The organism is Plantactinospora endophytica, from assembly GCF_016862915.1.
GTDB lineage: Bacteria > Actinomycetota > Actinomycetes > Mycobacteriales > Micromonosporaceae > Plantactinospora > Plantactinospora endophytica.
The window spans coordinates 364,195-386,881 of sequence record NZ_BONW01000002.1 but is presented as its reverse complement, the minus strand read 5'-3'; the positions used below and the strand labels follow the sequence as shown (position 1 = coordinate 386,881).

The 22,687-nt window shown below is 71.6% G+C and carries 20 protein-coding genes; 10 read left to right on the top strand and 10 right to left on the bottom strand.

Going from position 1 to position 22,687, the window contains the following annotated elements; genetic code table 11:
• Nucleotides 1-193: 193 nt before the first annotated feature.
• Nucleotides 194-1,309 carry a hypothetical protein gene (locus Pen02_RS04640; protein ID WP_203864621.1) on the top strand — a complete coding sequence of 372 codons (1,116 nt, stop codon included), beginning with the start codon at nt 194-196 and terminating at the stop codon, nt 1,307-1,309.
• Between the two features lie 401 nt (nt 1,310-1,710).
• Here Pen02_RS04640 and Pen02_RS04635 read toward each other — a convergent pair whose 3' ends face one another.
• Both Pen02_RS04635 and Pen02_RS04630 read right to left on the bottom strand, forming a co-directional pair.
• Nucleotides 1,711-3,810, bottom strand: a complete 2,100-nt coding sequence (locus tag Pen02_RS04635; RefSeq protein ID WP_203864620.1) for a tetratricopeptide repeat protein — start codon at nt 3,808-3,810, stop codon at nt 1,711-1,713.
• Between the two features lie 184 nt (nt 3,811-3,994).
• Nucleotides 3,995-4,426, bottom strand: a complete 432-nt coding sequence (locus tag Pen02_RS04630; RefSeq protein WP_203864619.1) for a hypothetical protein — start codon at nt 4,424-4,426, stop codon at nt 3,995-3,997.
• Between the two features lie 473 nt (nt 4,427-4,899).
• Between Pen02_RS04630 and Pen02_RS04625 the strand changes: the two genes are divergently transcribed.
• Nucleotides 4,900-5,499, top strand: coding sequence for a DUF1707 SHOCT-like domain-containing protein (locus Pen02_RS04625; RefSeq protein ID WP_203864618.1), 600 nt, complete (start codon nt 4,900-4,902; stop codon nt 5,497-5,499).
• Nucleotides 5,500-5,547: 48 nt separating this feature from the next.
• Here the strand turns inward: Pen02_RS04625 and Pen02_RS04620 are convergent, their stop codons facing one another.
• Nucleotides 5,548-6,819: an ArsB/NhaD family transporter gene (locus tag Pen02_RS04620; RefSeq protein WP_203864617.1), complete on the bottom strand. Its 1,272-nt coding sequence runs from the start codon at nt 6,817-6,819 to the stop codon at nt 5,548-5,550.
• Nucleotides 6,820-7,021: 202 nt separating this feature from the next.
• Here Pen02_RS04620 and Pen02_RS04615 point away from each other — a divergent pair, with 202 nt between their 5' ends.
• From Pen02_RS04615 to Pen02_RS04605, 3 genes are read left to right on the top strand one after another with little or no spacing between them, the layout of a single operon-like run.
• The gene (locus tag Pen02_RS04615) at nt 7,022-7,381 is read left to right on the top strand and encodes a GntR family transcriptional regulator (RefSeq protein WP_203864616.1); all 360 of its coding nucleotides are present in this window, start codon (nt 7,022-7,024) and stop codon (nt 7,379-7,381) included.
• On the top strand, nt 7,378-8,301 hold the full coding sequence (locus Pen02_RS04610; protein ID WP_203864615.1) for an ABC transporter ATP-binding protein: 924 nt from the start codon (nt 7,378-7,380) through the stop codon (nt 8,299-8,301). The genes Pen02_RS04615 and Pen02_RS04610 overlap by 4 nt, the downstream gene beginning before the upstream one ends.
• Complete coding sequence (locus tag Pen02_RS04605; RefSeq protein WP_203864614.1) at nt 8,298-8,990, top strand: ABC transporter permease; 693 nt, start codon at nt 8,298-8,300, stop codon at nt 8,988-8,990. Before Pen02_RS04610 ends, Pen02_RS04605 begins: the two co-directional genes overlap by 4 nt.
• 100 nt (nt 8,991-9,090) lie before the next feature.
• Here Pen02_RS04605 and Pen02_RS04600 read toward each other — a convergent pair whose 3' ends face one another.
• Nucleotides 9,091-9,924, bottom strand: a complete 834-nt coding sequence (locus tag Pen02_RS04600) for an Fpg/Nei family DNA glycosylase (RefSeq protein ID WP_203864613.1) — start codon at nt 9,922-9,924, stop codon at nt 9,091-9,093.
• 341 nt (nt 9,925-10,265) lie between these two features.
• On the opposite strand from Pen02_RS04600, the gene Pen02_RS04595 reads away from it, so the two are divergent.
• Complete coding sequence (locus Pen02_RS04595) at nt 10,266-10,628, top strand: hypothetical protein (protein WP_203864612.1); 363 nt, start codon at nt 10,266-10,268, stop codon at nt 10,626-10,628.
• On the top strand, nt 10,625-12,880 hold the full coding sequence (locus Pen02_RS04590; RefSeq protein ID WP_203864611.1) for a hypothetical protein: 2,256 nt from the start codon (nt 10,625-10,627) through the stop codon (nt 12,878-12,880). The genes Pen02_RS04595 and Pen02_RS04590 overlap by 4 nt, the downstream gene beginning before the upstream one ends.
• A 23-nt stretch (nt 12,881-12,903) precedes the next feature.
• On the opposite strand, the gene Pen02_RS04585 is transcribed toward Pen02_RS04590, so the two are convergent.
• Nucleotides 12,904-13,314 carry a VOC family protein gene (locus tag Pen02_RS04585; protein WP_203864610.1) on the bottom strand — a complete coding sequence of 137 codons (411 nt, stop codon included), beginning with the start codon at nt 13,312-13,314 and terminating at the stop codon, nt 12,904-12,906.
• Nucleotides 13,315-13,497: 183 nt separating this feature from the next.
• Here Pen02_RS04585 and Pen02_RS04580 point away from each other — a divergent pair, with 183 nt between their 5' ends.
• The 3 genes from Pen02_RS04580 (at nt 13,498) to Pen02_RS04570 (ending at nt 16,789) form a co-directional block, all read left to right on the top strand.
• On the top strand, nt 13,498-15,012 hold the full coding sequence (locus Pen02_RS04580; protein WP_203864609.1) for a hypothetical protein: 1,515 nt from the start codon (nt 13,498-13,500) through the stop codon (nt 15,010-15,012).
• A 122-nt stretch (nt 15,013-15,134) separates the two neighbouring features.
• Nucleotides 15,135-15,614: a hypothetical protein gene (locus tag Pen02_RS04575; RefSeq protein WP_203864608.1), complete on the top strand. Its 480-nt coding sequence runs from the start codon at nt 15,135-15,137 to the stop codon at nt 15,612-15,614.
• 35 nt (nt 15,615-15,649) lie between these two features.
• Nucleotides 15,650-16,789 (top strand): epoxide hydrolase family protein, encoded by a 1,140-nt coding sequence (locus Pen02_RS04570; RefSeq protein ID WP_203864757.1) that lies wholly within the window; start codon nt 15,650-15,652, stop codon nt 16,787-16,789.
• 20 nt (nt 16,790-16,809) lie between these two features.
• On the opposite strand, the gene Pen02_RS04565 is transcribed toward Pen02_RS04570, so the two are convergent.
• The 5 genes from Pen02_RS04565 to Pen02_RS04545 all read right to left on the bottom strand — a co-directional run bounded on the left by Pen02_RS04565 (nt 16,810) and on the right by Pen02_RS04545 (nt 22,601).
• On the bottom strand, nt 16,810-18,540 hold the full coding sequence (locus Pen02_RS04565) for an ABC transporter ATP-binding protein (RefSeq protein ID WP_203864607.1): 1,731 nt from the start codon (nt 18,538-18,540) through the stop codon (nt 16,810-16,812).
• Nucleotides 18,537-20,192 (bottom strand): ABC transporter transmembrane domain-containing protein, encoded by a 1,656-nt coding sequence (locus Pen02_RS04560; protein ID WP_203864756.1) that lies wholly within the window; start codon nt 20,190-20,192, stop codon nt 18,537-18,539. Before Pen02_RS04560 ends, Pen02_RS04565 begins: the two co-directional genes overlap by 4 nt.
• Before the next feature lie 149 nt (nt 20,193-20,341).
• Nucleotides 20,342-20,785, bottom strand: a complete 444-nt coding sequence (locus Pen02_RS04555; RefSeq protein ID WP_203864606.1) for a pyridoxamine 5'-phosphate oxidase family protein — start codon at nt 20,783-20,785, stop codon at nt 20,342-20,344.
• Between the two features lie 227 nt (nt 20,786-21,012).
• Entirely contained in the window at nt 21,013-21,612 is a 600-nt protein-coding gene (locus Pen02_RS04550; RefSeq protein ID WP_239140058.1) for a GNAT family N-acetyltransferase, read from the bottom strand.
• 29 nt (nt 21,613-21,641) lie between these two features.
• The gene (locus Pen02_RS04545; protein ID WP_203864605.1) at nt 21,642-22,601 is read right to left on the bottom strand and encodes an AraC family transcriptional regulator; all 960 of its coding nucleotides are present in this window, start codon (nt 22,599-22,601) and stop codon (nt 21,642-21,644) included.
• Between the last annotated feature and the right edge of the window lie 86 nt (nt 22,602-22,687).

Sequence of the window (22,687 nt, the reverse complement as noted above, 5' to 3'; positions counted from 1 at the left end):
GCAAGTGGACTGCAAGCCGCACTGCAAGTGGACCCGCAACATTGTCTCTCACTCTTCCTCCGTCCCGTTCGGACGCAGGGGAGGAGATGAAATGAACGCCCATGAATGGTCACGGGTACCCATTGGCATCGAAGCGTCCCGTTGGGTTACCCGAATTGGCTGCCGCACAGTTCTGATCGTCGCGCACACGATTGTGAACTGTCACCGGCTGCTCGACGTCGCCGAACTGCTGGAGGAGGACCAGCGGATTCAGACGGTCTTCACCGTCGCGCCGGACACGTTCAACCGAGGGGTGGCGGGGCACCTCCGGCGGCTCGGCGCGCTCGTACTGCCGTGGCCACAGGCGGTCCGGGAGCGGTTCGACCTCGTCCTCGCCGCCTCGTACGGCGGCCTGACCGACCTGCACGGACCACTGATGGTGATGGCCCACGGGGCGGGACGGGGCAAGGCGACGCGTCCTGGCGGACGCGCCGGCCCGGTGCTCACTTCGCCACCGGTCTACGGACTCGACGCGCAGCGGTTGACGCGCAACGGCGAGGTGCTGGCGTCGGCGATCGCACTCTCGCACGAGAACGAACTCGACATCCTGCGACGGCAGTGTCCGGAGGCGCTGCCGGTCGCCGTGGTCACCGGAGATCCGTGCTTCGACGTACTCGCCGCGAGCATGCCCGAGCGCGGACGGTACCGACAGGTGCTGGGCGTCGACGAGGACCAGGAACTGGTCGTGGTGAGTTCGACCTGGGGCCGCACGGGCCTCTTCGGGAAGTGGCCCGAACTGCTGCCGCTGCTCATGGAACAGCTTTCCGGCCAGCGATTCCGCGTCGCGGCCCTGCTGCACCCGGCCGTCTGGTGCGCCCACGGCCACCGACAGGTACGGGCCTGGCTGCGCAACTGCCGGGAGGCCGGTCTCCTCCTGCTGGACCCGGAGGACGACTGGCGGAGTCTGCTCGTCGCGGCGGACCACGTGATCGGCGACCACGGCTCGGTCACCAGCTACGCGGCGGCGCTCGGCCGGAACATCCTGCACCTCGCCCCCGGTTTGACGGCGGTCACGCCGGGTTCGGCGCAAGAGGCGGTGATCGGCGGTGCACGGCGGCTGAACCCTGACGGCCCGATCCTCGACCAGCTCCGCTCGGCGTACCCGCTCGACCCGGCGGTCGTGGCGAGCCGCCTCACCTCCCGACCGGGCCAGGCCGGCCCGCTGCTCCGGGAGGCCATGTACCGGCTGTTACGACTTCCCGAGCCGGGCCGGCACCGCCGGTCGTCGCCGGTCCCGGTGCCTCGGCTCCGACCGGAGCCGTCGTGCTGACCGAGGGTCGGGAACCGGTTGTCGAGCGGCGAGAACCGGTTGTCGAGCGGATCGGAGCGTCCGGGGCCGAGCCGGCCCGGTCGGCCCTGTCGGACGTATTCGTCGTCGTGGTGGATCGCCGGTCTCCCGCCGACCGCTGCGCCGAGTTGTTCGGACGGTACCCGGGACTGACCCTCGTGCTGCTGGTGCCCGCCGCCGCACCGCCGGCGTTCGGCAGGTCGGCCGACACGGCGCTCGACGCCGGAACCCGACTCACGGCAGGGCTGCGCGACGGTCTGCTGCTCGCTCTCCACCTCGCCCGGCCGCTCACACCGGCGGCTGTCGAGGAGGTCGCGAGGTGGCTCTACGTCCGCTGGTCGGCGGGAACCGACCTGGCAGGGCCGGCCGCTTCCGGCTCGGCGTCAGCCGTCGGCATCAGGCTCGTCGTCCGGGCCGGTCGCTGGTCCGGTCCAGTCTCCGAGCCCGACGGGCCGCCGGCCGCGATGGAGTTCACCGAGTCGACGATCGAGGTCGGCCGCACGTGACGAGCCCAGCCGGGTGAAGATCTGCGACGCCTGTCGGTAGTGTTCCCGCGCGGTGGCGGCGTTCCCCCGCCGCCGCGCGATATCGCCGAGCTGGCCGACCGCCTCGGCATGTTCGTGGTCGGAGCCGAGGTCGCGCATCCGCACCGCAGCCTCGGTCGCGGCCCGCTCGGCCTCGGCCAGGTCGCCCGTGCCCAGCAGTGCACCGGCCAGTCCGATGAGGACGCGCGCGCCGTTGTACGGATCGATCGCGGTCATCTCGGCGAAGATGCCCTCCGCCTCCCTGAGCAGGCCGGCCGCCTCGGCCGGGCGGCCGAGGGTGGTCAGCAGCATCCCGAGGTCGATCAGGGTGAGGCCGGTGCTGCGGACGTCGCCCCGCTCCCGGTTCACCGCGACCAGCCGGGTGAGGATCTCGCCAGCCGCCGCCTCCCGACCCGAGTCGCGGAACAAATCCGCCAGTCCATGCTCGGCATCGAGGCTGCCCCGCACATCGCCGGCCTTCCGATAGCACGCGATGGCCGCCCGGGTGTGTCGTTCGGCGGCCTCGTGTTCGCCAAGCTTGGTGCGGATCCGGCCGAGCCGCTTCAGCATCACCGCTTCCGCCCACTTGTCGCCCCAGGCGCGGGCCGCCTCGACCCCACGCTCGTCGATCTCCACCCGGTCCCGATAGTGCTTGCGGTTAAGCAGTAACGGCCAGAGCACGTCCGAGAGCTGCCAGGCGAGCGCGAAGTGGCCATGCCGCAGCGCGCTCCGGCCCGCACCCAGCAGGTTGATTCGTTCCCGCTCCAGCCAGGCCAACGCCTCGGCCCGATCGGCGAACTCCGGCAGGTCGACCGGCCGGCTTGCGAAGTCGTACGGCAGCCGACGGCGGTAGGGCGTCACCAGAAAATCTGCCTGCGCCGCGGCGGCGAAGTACCACTCCAGCATTCCGCGCAGCACGGCCTGCTGTGTTGCCTCGGGCTCGTCCGCCGCCAGCGTCTGCCGGGCGTGCAGCCGAACCAGATCGTGGGATCTGAACTGCTCCTCGGCCACCTCCGTGAGCAGGCTCGCCTCGATCAGTGCCTCGACCACTTCCGTCACCGGCGGTCCGGTCCCGCCAGGATCGGCGGCGAAGTCCGGTGCCAGCGCCGCGCCCGCCACCCCGACACCGAACTCGGGACCGGGATGCAGCGCCAGTCGTCGGTAGAGCGCCGCCACGGCCGGCGTCAGCGACCGGTACGACATGTCGAAGGCCGCCTGCACCGAGAGCCCGTCCGCCCGGGACAGCCGACCGAGCCGATGCGTCTCGGAGACCAGGTCCAGGGTCATCCGCTCGAAGGACAGCCGCGGCCTAGCCGCCATCCGGGCTGCGGCGACACAGAGCGCGATCGGCAGGCCGGCACAGAGACCGGCCAGCCTGGCGGCCTCGACCGGCTCTCGCTCGATCCGATCCGGCCCGGTCACCTTGGCGAGCAGTAGGACGGACTCCGCCTCGCGCAGCGGTGCGAGGTCGACCAGCCGGGCCCCGTCGGCGACCAGCCCGACCAGCCTGGTCCGGCTGGTCACCAGTACGCCGGACCGGCCGGCCGGAAGAAGCGTCCGCACCTGGGCGACCGAGTACGCGTCGTCCAGCAGGATCAACATGGTCCGCTCGGCGGTGACGGACCGGTACAGCGCCACCTGCTCCGGGAGCGTGACCGGAACGTGCTCCGGGGGCGTGCCGAGCGCCCGGAGGATCCGGCCCAGCGCCTCGCCCGGGTGGACCGGCTCGTCGCCGCCGAACGCGCCCAGATCCACGTAGAGCTCCCCGTCGGGAAAACGGGAACGCGTCCCGTCGGCCCATTTGGTGACCAGGGCGGTTTTCCCTACTCCACCGGAACCGCTCACCACCACTATTACCCGGCTGCCCTCCTCGAAGAGTGTTTCCAGGTCGGCCAGTTCCGCTGTCCGGCCGACGAAGTTGGCGGTCGGAGCCGGCAGTTGACGTGGAATCGGCACCATATCCCGAGCGACCTTGTGGATATGTACGCCACCGTGAATGACACCTGCCTGCAAGCTCGGACCGTACACGGTGCCCGACATCTCGTTGGACGTCCCCGGGTCACATTCCGGCACCTCGTCCGGTCGAATGTCGTCAGCAGGAAACTGTCGCACGAGCACCTCCGATGACTGGACGTACGAGGGCTCAGAACGAGACGTCGCCCTGGATGTCCCGGGCCTGCACCACCCGGTCGGCAGTACCGCTGAACTGGTTGATCACACCTCCGGAGGACGCCGCCGACTCCGCGCGGGCGCCGGACCAGAGCGCTTCCAGGCGGGGACGGAGTTCCGGGTCGACGGTCAACAGCTGGGCGATCGCGTCGGCGAGTTCGGCCCGTTCGGTGTCGCCCGGTCCGGTCACCACAGCCTCCAAACTGGCCGTACCACTGCCATTCGCCCGGAAACGATCACACAGAAACCGGTAGAGTCGGGCGAACGCGCTGCCTCCCCCGGTGATGATCGCTTCTCCGCCCTTGGCCGCCAATGCGGTGACGACCGCCAGCACGAGTTGATCCTGCATCGGCTTCTCCCGCCATCCGGAGAGGTCGAACCCCGACAGTGGATCGTGATGCTCCACCGCCTGCACCCGTCACTCTACCCTGGACACCGCAACGAATGCGGATTCCGAAGAAATGCACGGACAACAAGACGCCGCCACCATTATGGAATGGCGGTCACGGAAGCTGGCGGACATCCGGGAAGCCCCGCAAACAACATAATGGCGACCAACCCCCCGCAGATCGACCGTTCGAGGCGATCATGGTAGATTTCCGGCCGTGAAATTCACGACTCTCCTCGTCCACGCGACCGTCACGCTTTGCATTCTGATGGGCTCGGCCGCCTGGATAGACTACGTATAGTCACCAATTCGTCGCAACAGGTTCGCTCGACCGATAGCCCGGCGGACGTCGCGCAATTGTCGAGGCCACTCCATTGTCCGACAGCAAACTCAGCGACCCGGTCGGTCCGGCCAAGCCGGAACTGGCCGGGTCGCTGACGCTGTCAGCACAGGTGCTACCCGAGCGGCCGGGGCCGATAGGCTGTGCCGCCATGGAGCGGGAACCGCAGGACGACGCCGACCGGATGCGGGTCTCCGACCGCGAACGGGAGCAGGTCGTCGAGTTGCTCGGTACGGCGACCGCCGAGGGCCGGCTGACCCTGGACGAGTACGCCGACCGCGCCACCGCCGCGCATGCCGCGAAGACCCGGGGTGAACTGGCCCGGCTCACCGACGACCTGCCGACCGACCCGCCGGCCGCTGCGGTACCGGCCCGCCGGTCGGAGTCCGGCGTCGCCGAGCCGGCTCCGGAACGCCTGGTCGCGATCTTCGGTAACGAGTCCCGCAAGGGGCGCTGGCCCGTGCCGGCCCGGCTGGAGGCGCGGTCGATCTTCGGTGACTGCCACATCGAGTTGCAGGACACCACGATCCCGCACCAGGTGGTCACGATCGAGGCGACCGCGATCTTCGGCTCGGTGACGATCTTCGTTCCGGAAGGGGTGGAGGTCCGGCTGACCGGTACGGCGGTCTTCGGCAGCAAGGAGTCGAAGCTGCGCGGCGTCGCCCCGCCCGGTGGCCCGGTACTGGAGGTGCACACCAAGGTCGTCTTCGGCTCGGTGACCGTTCGGCCGCCGAAGCGCCGCTGGTTCTGACCCCGGTCGGCCCCGTCTCCACCCCGATGTGGAGATCACCGTGGCGACTCAGGTCGCTGCGGTCAGGTGCAGTGCCGCCCAGAGCGCGACCACCCCGGCGACCAGCCCGGCCGGCGCGGTGAGTACGCCGAGCCGCAGGAAGGTGCCACTGGCCGGCGGCTGGTCCCGCAGGTGCAGGATGCGCCGCCAGAGCAGGGTGGCGAGCGACCCGACGTAGTAGAGGTTCGGGCCGACGTTGACCCCGATCAGGACGGCCAGCACCAGACCGGGCGAGTGGGCCACCGCCGGGACCAGGACCAGGGTGGCCGGCAGGTTGTTGACCAGGTTGGCCAGCAGCGCGGCGAGCGCCGCGACCGCGAGCAGCCCGAGCAGGTCGGCCCGGTGCGGGGCGAGCCGGCCGACCAGGTCGTCGAGGCCGTGCCGGCGTACCGCCAGGACCACCACCGCGAGCGCGAGAACGAAGAGGCAGAACAGCGGCTGCGCCTCGGCCATGATCCGACCGGTGGCCCGCAGCCGCTCGGCTTTCGGGGTACGCACCACCAGCGGCACCGCCAGCAGCAGCGCCCCGAGCCCGGCGACCCAGCCCGGGTGCAGGTGCACCGGCTCGGCCGCCACGAACCCGGCCAGCGTGGCACCGAGTACGCCGAGCGCGTACCGGGGTGGCGGCACCGGCGTAGACGTTCCGGGCCGGGCCGGGGCGGCCAGGTCGGCGCCGAAGAACCGCCGGAACACCAGGTACTCGACGGCGATCACCGCCAGCCAGGGCAGCGCCATCGTGGCGGCGAAGCCGGCGAAGGTCAGCCCGCTGGCGGCGAACGCGAGCAGGTTGGTCAGGTTCGACACCGGCAGTAGCAGGGATGCCGAGTTGGCCAGGTGGGCGCAGGCGTAGACGTGCGGTCGGGCGCGTACCCCGGTGGCGGTGGCGGTGGCCAGCACGACCGGGGTGAGCAGCACGACGGTGGCGTCGAGGCTGAGCACCGCGGTCACCGTCGCGGCGATGCCGAAGACCACCCCGAGCAGCCGGGTGGCCGGACGCCGACCGCTGCCGCCCTGGGCCACCCGCGCGGCGACGGTACCCAGGTAGCCGAAGACGCCCCAGGCGTCCGCCAGGTACGCCAGCACCAGGATCGCGGCCAGGAACCCGACCGTCGGTGCGAGTGTCGCCACCTCCGCCCGGGCGGCCGACCACGGCACCAGGCCGGCGGCGATCACCAGGATCGCCGCCGGCAGCGCGGCGACGGCCTCCGGCAGCCGGCGCGGGCGCAGCACGGCGAATCCGAGTACCGCCGCCAGCAGCATCGCGGCGGTGAGAGTCGGCACGAATCGGCAGCTTATGGCGACGGTCCGGCCACCGCCTCCGCTGGAACCGGCGGTGTGGCCAGGGCAACGCCGGAGTCGGTTCACCGACCTTGACAGGAGGACCCAGCGGTTGCATGGTTAGTTACATGAGTAATGAACCAACGAAGCCGGGAGCGGCGCGGCCGGCTCCCGGGCTCCGGTGGTCGGCGGGCGGATCCGGCTGATGGAGGACGGGCGACCGATTTTTCTTCAGATCGCCGAACTGATCGAAAACTCGATCATCGACGGCACGCTCGCCGAGGAGGCCCAGGTGCCCTCCACGAACGAGCTGGCGGCATTCCACCGGATCAACCCGGCGACCGCCGGCAAGGGCGTCAACCAACTGGTGGACGAGGGAACTCTCTACAAGAAGCGAGGTATCGGCATGTTCGTCGCCACCGGCGCCCGCGCGAAACTGCGGGACCGCCGCCGCGAGGATTTCGCCCAGCAGTTCCTGCACCCGCTGCTCGCCGAGGCGAACAAGCTCGGCATCGACGCCGACGAACTCAAGCGCATGATCGACCGATGGGAGCAGGGGCGATGAGCACAGTGGTCTCCGCCCAGCAGGTCAGCAAGCGGTTCCGCGACGTGACCGCCCTGGACGACGTCAGTTTCACCCTGGAGGAGAACCGCATCCACGGCCTGCTCGGCCGGAACGGGGCCGGCAAGACCACGCTGATGCAGATCATGACCGGCCAGCTTCTCGCCAGCTCGGGCAGGCTGACCATCGACGGCCGGTCGCCGTACGAGAACGAGACCGTGATGTCCCGGGTCTGCTTCATCAAGGAGAGCCAGACCTACCCGCAGTACTTCAAGGTGCGGCACGCGCTGGAGTCCGCCCGGCTGCTCTTCCCCGGCTGGGACGAGGACTTCGCGCAGGCACTGCTGGCGGACTTCCGGCTGCCGCTGAACCGGCAGGTCCGGAAGCTGTCCCGGGGCATGCACTCGATGCTCGGGATCATCATCGGGCTCGCCTCCCGGGCCCCGCTGACCCTCTTCGACGAGCCGTACCTCGGTCTCGACGCCGTCGCCCGGCACCTCTTCTACGACCACCTGCTCACCGACTACGCCGAGCACCCCCGGACCGTGGTGCTCTCCACCCACCTCATCGACGAGGTCGGCGAGCTGCTCGAACACGTACTCCTGCTGGACCAGGGCCGGGTGCTGCTGGACACCACCGCCGAGGACCTGCGTGGCCAGGTGGTCACCGTCGCCGGGCCGGGCAGCGCCGTCGACGAACTCGCCGCCGAGTACGAGGAACTGCACCGGGAGATCCTCGGCCGGTACGCCCGGGCGACCCTGCGCGGCACCTTCGGCACCGCCGAGCGCGCCAGGGCGAAGGCGCTCGGGCTGGACCTGGAAGCGGTCTCGCTCCAGGACATCGTCGTTCGACTCACCACCGCGCACGCCCGCTCCGGCGACGCCACCACCACCGGTACCCGGAAGAAGGAGACCCTCCGATGAACCGCGTGCTGACGGTGACCCGGGTGCAACTGGTCGGCTGGCAGAACACCGTGGGCTGGCCCTGGTTGCTGCTGATAATGATCTTCGCGGTGAACTACGCCGTCTTCCTGGCGATCGGCGACATCGAGGACAACCCGACGACGGGCGCCCTGATATCGATCTACATCGTCGTCTTCGTCACCAGCATCAACTGGATCACGCAGTTGCTGCCGTTTAGTATGGCGCTGAGCGTGATCCGTCGGACCTTCTACCTGGCCACCGCGCTCTTCCTGGTCGTCCAGTCCGTCGTTTTCGGCATCCTGCTCTTCCTCTGCCAACTGCTGGAGGACGCCACCGACGGCTGGGGGATCAGACTGCGCTTCTTCGGCCTGAACTTCATCGACCAGCAGAACCCGTTGCTCCAGATCGCGATCTACACGATGCCGTTCATCCTGCTCGGCTTCCTGGGGATCTTCGTCGCGGTCTTCTACAAGCGGTTCGGGCTGACCGGGATGTGGCTGCTCTCCACCGGCACCCTGCTGGTGCTGGCCGGGCTCGCCGTGCTGATCACCTGGCTGGACCTCTGGGACGGAATCGGCCGCTGGCTGACCGACCAGCCGATGGCGGCCTGGTTCGTCGGCTGGCCGGTGCTGCTGGCCGCGCTACTGGCCGGAGCCGGCTACCTGACCATCCGCCGCGTCACACCCTGACCGGTGCCGGCTGCCCTGCCACCCCCTGCGGTCCGTGGCCCGTTCAGTGCTTGGCGCCGGACCGGCGGTGCGTCGGCCAGCGGTCGCCCGTGGGCCCCGGTCAGTGCTTGGCGCGGGACCGGCGCGGCGGTCGCTGGCAGCGCGGGCACCAGTACGAGTTCCGGCCGGCCTGGTCGGCCCGGAGGACTGCGGTACCGCAGACGTGGCAGGGCAGTCCGGCACGGCGGTAGACGTACACCTCGCCGCCGTGCCGGTCGACCCTGGGCGGCCGGCCCATCGCCTCGGGCAGGTGCCGGGCGTGCACGGTGTCGATCCGGCCGGTCTCGACGGCCGTACCCATCAACTCCACCAGGTCTGCCCAGATGCCGAACCAGCCCTGTTCGGTCAGCTCCCGGCCGGGCGTGGTGGGCGGCAGGCCGGCCCGGAACAGCGCCTCGGTCACGAAGATCAACCCGGTGCCGGCCACCACCGACTGGTCGAGCAGCAGCGCGAAGAGCGGGGTGGGGCTGCGCCGGATCCGGGCGTACGGCACCGCCGGGTCGGCGTCCGCCCGTAGCGGGTCGGCGCCCAGCCGGGCCCGCAGCACGTCGACCTCGGGCGGCGACAGCAGCTCGCAGGCGGTCGGGCCGCGCAGGTCCAGCCAGTGCAGATCGGTGTGCAGCCGCAACCGGACCTGGCCGACCGGAGCCGGCGGCTCACCGTCCCCGTCGGCGAACTTCCCGTAGAGCCCCAGGTGTACGTGCAGCGCCTGCCCGCCGTCGTAGTGGTGCAGCAGGTGCTTCCCGTACGCCTCCGTGCTGTCGAGTACGGCGCCGGAGAGCAGCGCGGCTCCCTCGGCGAACCGTCCCTGCGGGCTGCTGGCCAGCACCTTCTCCCCGCCGAACAGCTCCTGGTGTCGGGCTGCCAGGCGGTGGACGGTGTGACCCTCGGGCATGGTTGCCAAGCATAGACAGCGGCGGGCGGTGACCCGGACGGCTGTCGTGCCGCCTCCGGCGATGGAACGAGTCGGCGCTCGGCCGGCAGGTCCCGAACCGCGTCCGAACGCCGGATCTCAGCCGTTGACAGGCTCAGGACAATTGACGTACGCCAAAAGCGTGCCGCATCGGCACCCTCGCATGATCGGCAAGCGGATACGGGGAACCGGCAGTTCCTGGACCACACTGAATTGATCATTCGCGAACCCTCTGCTCGGCACATCGCCGAAGCACATTCCATCGAACAGTCGCGGTCGCCGATCGGGTCGCCGGCCGGAATTCCCGTTTCTGGAGGTGCAGGGTGAAGAAGACGGCGAGGTGGGCCGGGGTCGTCCTGGTGGGTGGCCTGGCCGCCGCGATCACGATGGTGACGGTCCTGCGACTCGCCTCCGGCAACCATTTCAAGTGGACCATCGCCACCTCCATCGCCGTGGCCGTGTTCGGCCTGGCCGGCACCATCGGCGCGTCGCTGGTGAAACAGGCGGCCGGTAGCCCGGCGACCGGACCGGGCAGCCAGCCCGTCCGAAACCAGACGGTGAAGAATTCGACGATCATCGGCACGGGCTCGGGCATCACGGCCGCGATCATCGGCGAGGTCAACCAGAACCCGGGGCCGCCGGCCGGGCAACGATCCTCCGACAGCACACCGCCGGGCCGATCGTGACCGAGCCGACGGATCCTGACCCGACGCCCCAGCATCGGGTCGAGCATTCCACGATCATCGGCATCGGCGACGGAATAACCGCAGCCAGCATCAACAAGATCGACCTGAACAGCCAGTCGAGGCTTTCCGTCGACGACCACCGCAGGCTTCTGGAGACGGACGACCCGGGGCACGCCTACACGGTGTTCCGCAAGGAGTCCGACGGCGACATCCGTCGCCTGCTCCTGCGCAGCATCGCACCGGAACTGGCGACATCCTTCCTCGTGGCGATGGCGGAGTCGGACGGCCCGGGTGAATGCGCCAACCATCTCAAGCCGATGGGTACCGCGCACGCCCTCCCGCTGCTGCGGTCCCTCGACGGGCCGCTGCGCGCATCCGTCCTGGCCAGGATGGACGCCGGCAACGCCGCACGGCTGCTCGCCGCCCTTGCCAGATCGGACGGCGGTGCGCGGGAGGCCGCAGGCGTCGTCGAACGCGTCGCCGCAGCGACCCCGGCCGACGGCACCCTGGCCGGTCCCGCCGATGCCGCCCGGATCCTGCCCCGGGACAACCCGGGGGTACTCGACGAGCTGCGCTTCGGCCCGGCAACAGCGTCGGTACTCTGCGAACTCCCCGACGTCGGTTCGGTGCTCGCCCCGATGGAGCCGGAGCGGGCCGCCCGGCACCTCTGGAACATGGCGAAGATCCGGATGAGTGTCGTACGCCGCCTTCTCGGCCAGGAGACACTCGCGCCGTCGGTTCGGCAGTGGCTCGACGCGATGCCTCCCGGACACCTGGCCCGGCTGCTCGCCCGGACGAGCCGGTCGCACCGGGCGACGCTGCTCGCGGGCATGGCTGCCGAACGCGTCGCGTTGCTGATGACCGCGACCGGCAACTGGACCTGGCTGGGTGAGATCTCCGGTGGGACGGCGGTCGAGGTGCTGCACGCCCTGGCCGCCACGGACCCGGCGCGAGCGGCCCGTTGCGTCGAGCAGTTGCGGCCGGCCGTCGCCGGTGACCTGCTGCGACGCGCCCAGTGGCAGCCCGAGTCGCGCGACGCGATACTGCGGCAACTGTCACCCTGGCACGGCATAACCCTGCTGGCCGCGATCCACCCGGACGATCCCGAGCTTGCGCACCGTCTGCTCCAGACCCGTCCCGAGTGGCTGACGTTGATCGGCACTTGGCCGTGGTGGGCGGCCACCCGCGCCGCCTTCGCCATCTCGGCCGCGTCCCAGCCGGGAACGGAATCGTCCCAGCCGGGAACGAGACCTTCGCAGCCGGGAAGCGGATCGTCCCACCCGGGAACGGGATCAAATCCCGGTCCCGAACCGCGCTCCGGCCCGGCATCCGCACCGACGCCGGGATCGGGATCGGCGCGACTCTCGCCGGACGACGGAGGAAGCACTGCCGGAAGAAGCACCGCCACCGGAAGCACCGCTGGAGGAAGCACCGCTGGAGGAAGCACCGCCGCCGGAAGCACTGCCGCTGAGAGCACCTCGGACTGGCTCTGGACCTGGTGGAGCACGCGGCGGGCGGTGGCGGCCTGGACCGCCGACTCCAGGCCCCGGCGGCAGCGGGACACCTGGTGCGCGCTCGGCGGTGCGCTGCTGGCGACGCTGCTGACCCTGTTCCTGACGGCCGGGACGGAACCGGCCGCCTCCCGGCCGGCCGCCGCACCGTCGACCGGCGGTGAGCCGACGACCGGCGGCGAGCCGTCCCCGGTCGCGCCGACCGACAACCCGGGGACGCCGACCCCGGAGGTCCCGGTGGGCCTGCCACTGCTGGCTCATCGGAGTTACTGGTCGGACGCGGAGTGCCCGACCTGGACGATGCAGACCGTGCTCAAGGCGGATTCGCCGGACCGTCCTGCCCTGCTGCGGCTGGTGTGCCAACCGTTGCAGAACGAGCCCGCGACGGAGGTAACGTACCTCCAGTACCCGCCCGGGGTGCTGCCGTACAACAACAGGCCGACCGCACGTTATCCCGTACCGGTGAACGAGCCCGGGGCGACGGTCCACCGGGTGCGTACGCCTGGCGAGGGAGCCGAGGCGCCGACCTGGTCGCGGGAGGACGGGCGACATGGTCGCTACATCGAGTACCTGCCCGGCAGGAACAGGTCGGCCATCTGGCTGGAGGAGCAGGGCGACCCACCCATGGCGATGATCCTGTTCGGTCCCGACCCGGCCGGTAGGAGCGACCCGGAACTGGACGCGCTCTTCGCCGCCCTCCGCGAAGTGCTGACCGAGCACGGCTACGTCCTGGATCGTTGACGGAGCGAGCCGCCAGGGCTCGCTCAGGTACGCGGCGAGGAGATGTTGACCATCCAGGAGATGCCGAACCGGTCGACGCAGGCGCCGAACTCGTCGCCCCACATCTGCGGTTCGAGCGGAACCGCGACGATGCCGCCGTCGGAGAGCGCGGTCCAGTAGCCGCGCAACTCGTCGCCGTCGTCGCCGCTCAGGCTCACCGTGATGGTGTTGCCCGGGGTGTAGTCCATCTCGGGCGGCACGTCCGAGCCCATCAGGGTGAACCCGCTGTCCGTCTCCAGCATCGCGTGCATGACCTGGTCGGCCTGCGCGCCCTCGGTGCCGAACTCGCCGAACGTGTTGACCGTCAACATGCCGCCGAAGACGCGCTGGTAGAACTCCATCGCCTCGCGGGCATTGCCGTTGAAGCTGAGATAGGGATTGAGTCGAGTCGGCACCGAATGCTCCTTGGTCGCGGTGAAGGCCGTCGTCGTGGACTAACGACACACCGGGGACTCGGGCTCGGGTGCGTACCGCGACCGGAGTTAACGCCACCGATAGCGTACCGCAGGACCCAACCCCGGCCACTCGGGCAAACAGCCCTGTTGACCAGCGGTTTTGCGTTCCTAAACTCGACGCTCGTGACTGACGACCGCTGGATCGCCCCCGCCCTGGCCGCCAACCCGTCCGTCCCCGACGACCTGCTGATCGCGATGGCCGCGACGAACGACAGGCAACTCCAACTCGACCTGATCGCCGCTCGCCGGTACACGCCGATGTCGCTCCCGGTGGCGACCGTGCTCGCCGACAGTGCCCATGCCCGGGTACGCCAGGAACTGGCCTGCTGCCTCATTTCCGACGAACTGCTGGTGCGGTTGGCCGGCGACCCGGATCCACAGGTCCGGTTGTGGATCGTGGTCCGGCCGCAGGAGGTGCTCAACCGACTGCCGTACTACGTCCCGGAGGCGGCGTACGCCGTCCTGGCCCGGGACGACGACCCGATGGTCCAGGGCGAGCTGCTGACCAGTCCGGAGGCACCGGAACAGCTCAAGCGGGCGGTTGCCCGGCGGGCCCACCCGCAACTGCGGGACCGGGCGATCCTCCGGTTCGGCGCGGATGACGAGGCGACCGGGACGTACCACCGGCTGTTGGCGCACCCGGACGCCGACGTACGCCGCCAGGCGTTGCGGACCGAGCGTTTCCGGCCGCCGTCGGACCTCGTTCCGCAGCTCCTCGCCGACCCGGACGTCCGGCTGGCGGCCGTGCCCGTCGTCCCGCTGACTCCGGAACTCGCGCACACCCTGGTCACCGATCCCGACCCCCAGGTTCGGCGTGCGGTGGCAGGCAACCCCGATCTCCCCCACGACCTGGTCGGGCGGCTCGCCCGCGATTCGGACCCGGGGGTCACGGCGGCGCTGCTGAACCGCAGCCATCTGCCGATCGAGTTCGTGAACGGGATCGACGACACCCGGGACCGGCAGTTGCGGACGTACCCGGTCGAGTGGCTGTGGGAGCACCGCGACGACGTGGAGCTGCTCGACAGGTACTCGCGGGCCCGGCACGTCCGCTACCGCCGGACGGTGGCCGGCATTCCCGGGCTGGCGCCGGAGACGGTACGACGGCTCGCGACCGACGAGGACTTCGCGGTCCGGCTGCTGCTGGCCGAGCACAATCCCGAGCGGGTACCGGTGGAGCTGCTGGTGGAGATGGTCCGGACCTGGAGTGGCCGCAGTGCGGTCGCGATGGTCCGTAATCCCCGGTTCCCGGCCGAGGTCGTCGACCAGCTCGTGCGTTCGGACGACAGCTCCCACCGCTGGCTCGCGTACCTCTCGGATCGGCTGACCGAGGCGCAGTTGGCGCTGCTGGCGGACGATCCCGATCCGGCGCTGGCCGCCCGGCTCGACCCACCGGCCACGCCGTCGCGGGCGGAGTTCGAGGCCCGGCTCGCCGACCCGAGTCCGCTGCCGGGCCACGACCCGCACCCGGGGCATCCGACCGTCCGGGAGACGGCGGCCCGGCACCGTCAGCTTCCGGTGGAGCTGATGTGGGAGCTCTGGCGCCGGGCCGAGCTCGCCGCTGCCTCGGACCTTTCCGGTGCCGGCGTCGAGCAGCCGTCGCTGGTCGAGAAGGCTACGCCGGCCGGCTCCACCTCCTAGCCACGCTGACGCACCTCGCAACTTCTCATCAGACCACGCTCACGCACTCGTAGCTCCTCGTCAAGTCACCCTGACGTCAGGTTAGCTTGACGTTAGGGTGACTTGACGGCAGAGTGGGGTGCATGAGCACTCCCGACGAGTTGGAACAGCGGTTCACCCTGCTGACGGCCGCCGCCCGATACGACCAGCTCCGGCTCCGGGACGCCCTCGCCCCGGCCACCGGCGACCCCGACGACGAGACCGAGACGGACGACCCCGACGCCCGGCCACTGAGCCGGGAGGAGGCGTTGGAGCTGCTCGCCCTGGGCGAGGTGCTCGTGCGGAAGGCGGCCTACGGCCGGCAGTTGACGGTCCGCACCGCCCGCGCGACCGGTGCCTCCTGGACGCAGATCGGCGCCGCCCTCGCCACCAGCAAACAGTCGGCCTGGGAGACCCACACCCGCTGGCTCGGTGAGCGGGAGGCCGCCACCGCCGAGCCGCAGCACACCGACGGCAACGAGCCCCAGCACGCCGCCACCGCCGAGCCCCAGCACGCCGACGGCAACGAGCCCCAGCACGCCAGCACGGCCGAGCCGCAGCACGCCGACGGGGAGCGGTCGTGACCGGCGGCGCCACGACGGTCCGCGCCGAGGCGGGCATCCGGCCGTACCGGCTGGAGGTGGCCGATGCCGAACTGGCCGAGCTGCGCCGACGGCTGGCCGGGACACGCTGGCCGACCGAGATCCCGGACACCCCCTGGCGGCGCGGGGTGCCACTGCGCTACCTGCGGGAACTCGTCGAGTACTGGCGGACCGGCTACGACTGGCGCCGGCAGGAGTCCCGACTCAACGGGATACCGCAGTTCACCACCACGATCGACGGCGCCCGGGTGCACTTCCTGCACGTACGCTCGCCGGAGCCCGACGCGCTGCCGCTGGTGGTGACGCACGGCTGGCCCGGGTCGATCGTGGAGTTCCTCGACGTGCTCGGCCCGCTCACCGACCCGCGCCGGTACGGTGCCGAGCCGACCGACGCGTTCCACCTGGTCGTACCCTCCATTCCCGGGTTCGGGCTCTCCGGTCCACTGGCCGAGCCGGGCTGGGACGTCGGCCGGGTCGCCCGGGCCTGGGCCGAGCTGATGCGCCGGCTCGGCTACGCCCGGTACGGCGCGCAGGGCGGCGACTGGGGTCACGCGATCAGCCGGGAACTCGGCATCCTCGACGCCGGACACGTCCTCGGAGTGCACCTGAACACCCTGCTCACGCTCCCCTCCGGCGACCCGGCCGAGGCGGCGGCGCTGACCGACGCCGACCGGGCCCGGCTGGACCGGCTGCTCCGGGCCGAACCCGAGATGTCCGGGTACGCCAGGATCCAGGGCACCCGCCCGCAGACGCTGAGCTACGCGCTGACCGACTCGCCGGTCGGGCAACTCGCCTGGATAGTGGAGAAGTTCAAGGAGTGGACCGACGCCGCCGACGTCCCGGAGGACGCGGTCGACCGGGATCTGCTGCTGACGAACGTGATGCTCTACTGGCTCACCGACACGGCCGGCTCGTCGGCGAACTACTACTACGAGGCCGCCCATCCGGCCGGCGACCAGGGTCCGCGCCGGCTCACCGTGCCGACCGGGGTCGCGGTCTTCGGCGGAGACGTCGCCGCACCGGTACGCCGGCTCGCCGCCCGGGACAACAACATCGTGCACTGGACCGAGTACGACCGGGGCGGCCACTTCGCCGCGATGGAGGAACCCGACCTCTTCACCGCCGACGTACGCGCCTTCTTCCGGGCGCTGCGGTAGACCGCCCTTCGTCGGAACGGTCAGCCGTGCCAGGAGCGCCAGAGGGCGGCGTACGCGCCGTCGGCCCGGATCAGCTCGTCGTGGCTGCCCAGCTCGCTGATCCGGCCGTCCTCCATCACCGCCACCCGGTCCGCGTCGTGTGCGGTGTTCAGCCGGTGTGCGATCGCGATCACCGTACGCCCGGCCAGCACCGCACCCAACGCCCGCTCGGTACGCCGGGCCGTACTCGGGTCCAGCGCGGCGGTCGCCTCGTCGAGGATCAGCGTGTGCGGGTCGGCTAGCACGAGTCGGGCCAGGGCGAGCTGCTGCGCGTCGGCGGGACTCAGCTCCCGGGCCCCGTCCCCGAGTTCGGTGTCGAGCCCGTCGGGCAGCTCGGCGTACCAGTCGGCACCGACCGCGACCAGCGCCGACCGCATCTGTGCGTCGGTGGCGTCCGGGGCGGCGAAGGCGAGGTTGTCCCGCAGCGACCCGATGAAGACGTGGTGCTCCTGGGTGACCAGGGCGATCCGGCGGCGCCGTTCCGCCGGGTCGAGGTCGGTGACCGGGCAGCCGCCGATGCTCACCTCGCCGTGTCGGGGGCGGTCGATCCCGGCCAGCAGCCGGGCCAGCGTCGACTTCCCGGCCCCGGACGGCCCGACGACGGCCAGCCGTTCGCCGGGCCGGACCGCCAGGTCGATGCCGTGCAGCACGTCGGGGCCGTCGGCGTAGCCGAACCGGGCGGCCCGGACCACGAGCTGCCGCCCGGTCGGTGCGGACGTCCGGCCGCGCGGCTCCGGCGGCACCTGACCGACGCCGAGCACCCGGGCGAACGAGGCGAGGCCGCGCTGCGCCTGTTCCGTCCATTGCAGGATCTGGTCCAGCGGGCCGATCGCCTGCTGGAGGTAGAGCGCGGCGGCGACCACCTCGCCGAGACTGACCAGTCCACCGTCGAGACAGAGCCCGCCGACGAGCAGCACCGCCGCGATCGGCAGCGGATAGCTCGACTCCACCACCGGATAGAAGACCGACCGCAGCCGGAGGGTACGCCGCCGGGTGGCCCAGACCCGGCCGATCCGGGCCCGGCCGTGCGCGACACGTTCGTCGGTGAGCCGGAGCGCCTCGACCGTCCGGGCCCCCTCGGCGGTGGTGGTCAACGTCTCGGTCAGTTCCGCCGAGGCCGCACCCTCGGCGAGGTACGCCGTGGACGCCCGGCGCAGGTACCAGCGGGTCACCGCGACGATCGACGGCAGCCCGGCCAGCGCCGCCACCCCGAGCAACGGGTGCAACAGGAAGATCGCCCCGAACAGCAGGGTCAGTTGCGCCGAGGCGATCACCACGGTCGGCACCACCTCGCGGACCGTGACCCCGACCGTGCCGACGTCGACCGAGCTGCGGGTGGCCAGGTCGCCGGTACCGGCCCGCTCGACGACGGAGACCGGCAGGGCGAGCGTCCGCCGGATGAACTCCTCGCGCAGCCGGGCCACCGCCCGCTCACCGAACCGGTGCCCGGCGTACTGGGCGTAGCGGGACAGCACCGCCTGGCCGAGCAGGCAGCCGGCGATCGCCATCGCCAGCCGGTCCACCGTGCCGATCTCGGTGCCGGCCACCACCCGGTCGACGATGACGCCGACCAGCCACGGTGCGGCCAACCCGGTGACGGTGGCCGCGACGTGCAGCACCACGACGACGGCGACGGCCCGGCGGTCCTGGGCGATCAGGTCCCGCGCGGCCCGGCGTACCGTGGCCGGGTCCGCCACCGGCAGCCCGGTCACCGCAGCACCCCCTCGCCGTCGGCGGACCCGCCGGCCGGCACCGGCTCGCCGTCGCGGGAGACCAGCGCCCGGTAGCCGGGGTTGCGGTCCAGCAGTTCGGCGTGGCTGCCGGTGTCGACGACCCGGCCGTCGCGCAGGTACGCCACCTCGTCGACGTGCCCGAGCAGCAACGGCGAGGTGGCCAGCAGCACGGTGGTCCGGCCGGCCCGGGCTGCCCGGAGCCGCTGCGCGATCCGCGCCTCGGTGTGCGCGTCCACCGCCGACGTCGGGTCGATCAGGATCAGCACCTCCGGTTCGGCGAGCAGCGCCCGGGCCAGCCGTACGCGCTGCCGCTGGCCGCCGGAGAGCCGACGGGCCCGGGTGTCGATCGCCGTGTCGAGGTCCTCGGGCAGGGCGTCCACCACGTCCTCGGCGGAGGCGACCCGCAGGGCGGCCCGCAGTTCGGCGTCCTCGTGCCGCCGTCCACCGTGCAGGATTTCCCGCAGTGTCCCGGCGAAGAGGTAGGAGTCGTGGTCGGCGACCAGGATCCGGTCCCGCACCTCGGGCAGCGCGATCCCGCCGAGTGGCATTCCGCCCCAGGTCGCGGCGCTGGGCACGTACCTACCCAGCCGGTCGGCCAGGGCGGTCGCCTCGGCCGGGTCGGCGGCGGCGACCCCGACCAGCCGGCCGCCGGGAACGGTCAGGCCGGTGGCCGGGTCGTGCAGGTCGGCGAGGCCGGTCGGCGCGGGCCCGTCCCCCGACGCGCCTACGTCGTCCGGGGTCAGCCTGAGCAGGGCGACGACCCGGCGGGCCGCGACCCGGCCCCGGATCATCTGGTAGCTCGCCTCCAGCAGGAACCACACCGGGACGACCAGGACCGCGACGTACCCGTAGACGGCGACGAGTTGCCCGATGGTGATGTCGCCCTCGACCGCCATCCTGGCCGCCAGCCAGACCACCGCGGCGAGGAAGCTGGCCGGGATCGCGGCGGTCAGCGCCTCGATCCAGCTACCGACCGCGCCCACCCGGTAGCCCTCGGCCCGCAGCTCCTGGGACCGGGCCGCGTACCGGCTGGCGAACAGGTCCCGGCCGCCGACCCCGGCGAGTACCCGCAGCCCGGCGACGATGTCCCCGGCCCGGGTGGTGAGGATGCCCTGCCGCTGCCGGTAGACGGACTCGGCCCGGTCCAGCCGGCGCAGCAGCGGCCCGACCAGGAGGGCGACGGCCGGCACACCGAGCAGTACGCAGAGCGCGAGGAGCGGGGAGACCGACCAGAGGACCACCGCGACGACCGCGTACGCGACGATAGCGCCGACGCCCGGACCGGTCACCGTCAACACGTGCGAGATGGTGGTGACGTCGGAGCCGCCGACCGTGGCCACCTCACCGGCGGCGAGCTTACGCGGCAGTACCGCGCCGATCCGGGAGAGCTGCCGCAGCAGTACGGCGGCGGAGCGGGCGCTCGCGTCCTCCCGGATGAACGTCATCGTGCGGTGTCGCATGATCCCGAGTTGGGCCAGCCCGAACCCGGCGACGACGATCGCGGCGACCCAGCCGAGCAGGGCGGCTCTGTCGCCGGCTCGCAGCCCGTCGTCGATCGCCCGGGAGACGAGGTACGGCCGCAGCGCCAGTCCGACCATCCAGGCCGTGCCGACCAGGCTGCCCCGCAGCACGCGCAGGGGTTGGCTGCGCACCAGCCACCAGATGTAGCGCAGTGGTCCCCGGGTGTCCGGCACTCCCGGATCGGGGTGCGGGAGCTGCGGGGGCACGGACCCAGGCTACCGACGGGACCGGAACGTACCCACCCATTTAGGCGGTGGGCTCAGTAACAGCGGGCCCGGGTCGGCGTCACCCGGATCACTGTGGAGTAGTCCGCGAAGGTCTGTTCCGGGGTCACCTGGGCCCAACGCATCGACTCCAGGTGCTTGTCCAGATAGCCGGTGACCTCGTCCCGGGTCAGTGGCGCGGGCACGCCCGGCGGTGCCGCGTCGAGTTCGGCGATCCCCTCGATGGTGAGGACTGTGTATTCCTCCGCCTCGGTGTCGAGATCCAGGTGCATCGCGACCCTGGGGTTGCGGCGCAGGTTGCGTACCTTCGCGATGCCGGGCTTGCTGAGGATCAGGAAGGTCTGCCCGTTCCAGGCGTACCCCACCGGTGAGGTCTGCGGCTGGCCCGACGGGCTGACCGTGGTCAGCCACAGCACGGTCTGGTCCCGTAGACGTTGCTCGGCGCGGTCGGCCGCCGCACCGCTGAGGTTCGGGAGCATCCGCGCAGTTTATGGGAACCGCTCGATCCCGGCACCGGTTCCGGCCGGGCCGTGCCGCTCGCCGGGGCTCGGCTCGCCCCCGCCGCGCCGGTCCGGCAGGGCGGGGCGTTGCTTGGCTCTCCCGCTCGTCCGGCGGAGAGCGGGACTGCTCCCCCGCCGCCCGAATTGGCTCTCCCGCTCGCCCGGCGGAGAGCGGGACTGGACTGTTCCCCCGCCGCCCGAACCTGTCAGAAGCGGAGGCCGAGATAGGTGAGCGGGCCAGGGTCGGCGACGTCTATGACGTGGAAGCCGAGCCGGTCGTAGAAGGCCCGGGCCGGACGGTTGGCGGTGACCATCCCGACGTGCAGGCCGGACACGCCGGCCCGGCGCAGCGCCGCGACGAAGGTGTCGACCAGAGCCCGGCCGTACCCGGCGCGCTGATGGCCGGGGAGCAGGTCGATGTGCAGGTGTGCCGGATGGTCCTTGAGGTCCGGCAGGATCATCCGCTCCGGGGTGTGCAGCAGGTGGGCCATGAACTCGTCCGGGTTGCCCGGCTCGCCGGCCGGAGCCGGATAGCGGTCGGCGACCCGGGGCAGCCACTCGGCCCGGAACCGCCGGACGAAGACCTCGGTGTCGGCGGTACCGAGCACGTAGCCGACGGCCTGCCCGCCGTCGTCGACGACGAACGCCAACTCCGGCTCCAGTTCGGCGTACGGGTGGGCGAAGATCTGCGGCAGGATGCCCGGGTCGGCGTACGAGCCGGAGGCGTCCTGCCCCGCGTCGGCGGTACGGATGCAGATGTCGTGCACGGCGGCCCGGTCACCGGACCGGTACGGGCGGATCTCCATGCCGGGCAACATAACGACTGGTACCGCTCTCACGACACTCCCTGGTCGACGCCCCGTCGGTACCGGCCGGGGGCGACGCCGTACCGGCGTTTGAACGCGGCACCGAAGGCGAACTCGGAGGCGTAGCCGACCTGCCGGGCGACGGCGGCCAGTGACGCGTCGGACTCCCGGAGCAGCCGGGCGGCGGTGGTCATCCGCCACCAGGTGAGGTACGCCAACGGCGGCTGGCCGAGCAGGGCGGCGAACCGGCGGGCGAACGGCGCCCGGGAGAGTCCGGCCTCGGCGGCCAGCGTCGCGACCGTCCACTGTCGAGCGGGCTCCCGGTGGATGGCCCGCAGCGCCGTATTGGTGACCGGGTCGCGCAGCGCCGCCGCCCAGCCGGTACCGGTGCCGGTGGCCGGCGCCCCCTCGAACCAGGCGCGCAGGATAAACAGCAGCAGCGTGTCGAGCAGCGCCGGCACGATGGCGTCGGTGCCGAGCCGGGGTACGGCGAGTTCGGCGGCGAGCAGGTCCACGGTGGACCGCAGCCCGGGGTACCGGCCGAGGTGCGCGGGCAGGTGGATCAGCTCGGGCAGGTCGTCCAGCAGCGGATGGGTACGGGCCGGGTCGAGTTCGTACGCCCCGCAGAGCGTCACCGTGACCCCGGGCGCCCCTTCGAGGGTGTCGGGAGGATCGACCGTGTCGACGGCGTACCGGGCGAGGGGCCGGGCGTCGGCGGGGTCGCAGGCGGGTGCGGTCGGCCGGGTCGACGGGCTGTCGGCCAGGATGTGCCCGCGCCCGTGCGGCAGGAAGAGCACGTCTCCGGCGGCCAGCGGCACCGGTTCGGTCTCCGGCCGGACCAGCCAGCAGGGGCCGCCGAGAATCACCTGGAAGCCGGCGGATCCGGGTACCGGCCCGAACTCCTGCGCCCACGGGGCGTGCCAGGCCAGCCGGGCCGACCTGGGCCGGCCGGTACGCATCACCGCCACCACGTCACTGAGCACGTCCACGCCGGCAACGGTATCCGGGGCGAGACGGTCGAGTATGAATCAGGGATCGGCGAGCATGGGTCGTCTCGGGTCGGCGCCATAGGTTC

What these genes read in the sequence shown, in the direction of transcription:
- Pen02_RS04625 (WP_203864618.1), top strand. Translation starts at nt 4,900, where the DNA reads ATGGAGCGGGAACCGCAGGACGACGCCGACCGGATGCGGGTCTCCGAC.
- Pen02_RS04555 (WP_203864606.1), bottom strand. Translation starts at nt 20,785, where the DNA reads ATGCTCCCGAACCTCAGCGGTGCGGCGGCCGACCGCGCCGAGCAACGT.
- Pen02_RS04605 (WP_203864614.1), top strand. Translation starts at nt 8,298, where the DNA reads ATGAACCGCGTGCTGACGGTGACCCGGGTGCAACTGGTCGGCTGGCAG.
- Pen02_RS04610 (WP_203864615.1), top strand. Translation starts at nt 7,378, where the DNA reads ATGAGCACAGTGGTCTCCGCCCAGCAGGTCAGCAAGCGGTTCCGCGAC.
- Pen02_RS04635 (WP_203864620.1), bottom strand. Translation starts at nt 3,810, where the DNA reads ATGGTGCCGATTCCACGTCAACTGCCGGCTCCGACCGCCAACTTCGTC.
- Pen02_RS04550 (WP_239140058.1), bottom strand. Translation starts at nt 21,612, where the DNA reads ATGGAGATCCGCCCGTACCGGTCCGGTGACCGGGCCGCCGTGCACGAC.
- Pen02_RS04615 (WP_203864616.1), top strand. Translation starts at nt 7,022, where the DNA reads ATGGAGGACGGGCGACCGATTTTTCTTCAGATCGCCGAACTGATCGAA.
- Pen02_RS04575 (WP_203864608.1), top strand. Translation starts at nt 15,135, where the DNA reads ATGAGCACTCCCGACGAGTTGGAACAGCGGTTCACCCTGCTGACGGCC.
- Pen02_RS04600 (WP_203864613.1), bottom strand. Translation starts at nt 9,924, where the DNA reads ATGCCCGAGGGTCACACCGTCCACCGCCTGGCAGCCCGACACCAGGAG.